Annotated in this window: 1 protein-coding gene; it reads right to left on the reverse strand. The window is 61.7% G+C overall.

Going from position 1 to position 439, the window contains the following annotated elements:
- Window positions 1-385, reverse strand: a 385-nt coding sequence (gene tssJ, locus FY251_RS21500) for a type VI secretion system lipoprotein TssJ (protein WP_148416944.1), incomplete at its 3' end; no start/stop codon positions are given.
- Between the last annotated feature and the right edge of the window lie 54 nt (window positions 386-439).

The following is a 439-nucleotide window of genomic DNA, read 5'->3' on the forward strand; positions in this document are numbered from 1 at the left end:
AGAAGATCCCGTCCGTCGGCCGGATCACGCGCCAGCGGGCATCATCGATGTTGCGGAAGGCAGCGGTTACTCCCAGGTATCGAGTTCCGTCCTGCAGTGCCCGCTCGGCGTGCCAGCTCCCGCCCGGGCGCAGCATGGTTTCTTCCATCGCCACCAGATCCTCGCCGAGTGCAGCCTCCGGATCATCGTGCAGGGCATCAAACCCCGCATCCCGGAAAGTATCCCGGCTCCGGAGTTCATACACACGAAGCAGTACCGGCGAGGCTCGATCCCCGGAATCCGGATTAACCGATTCACCGGCCGTCACATGCACATCCGCCACCGGGTGGAAAAAGGCACACCCACCCAGCATCAGCACCGTCCCCAGAACCAATCCTAAACGCATTATCGATTCCCTTCCGCTTCCTGTTCCCGAATGGCAGCCTCATAGGCCTCGGAA

This window comes from Haloferax sp. KTX1 (assembly GCF_902410085.1).
Classification (GTDB): domain Archaea; phylum Halobacteriota; class Halobacteria; order Halobacteriales; family Haloferacaceae; genus Haloferax; species Haloferax massiliensis.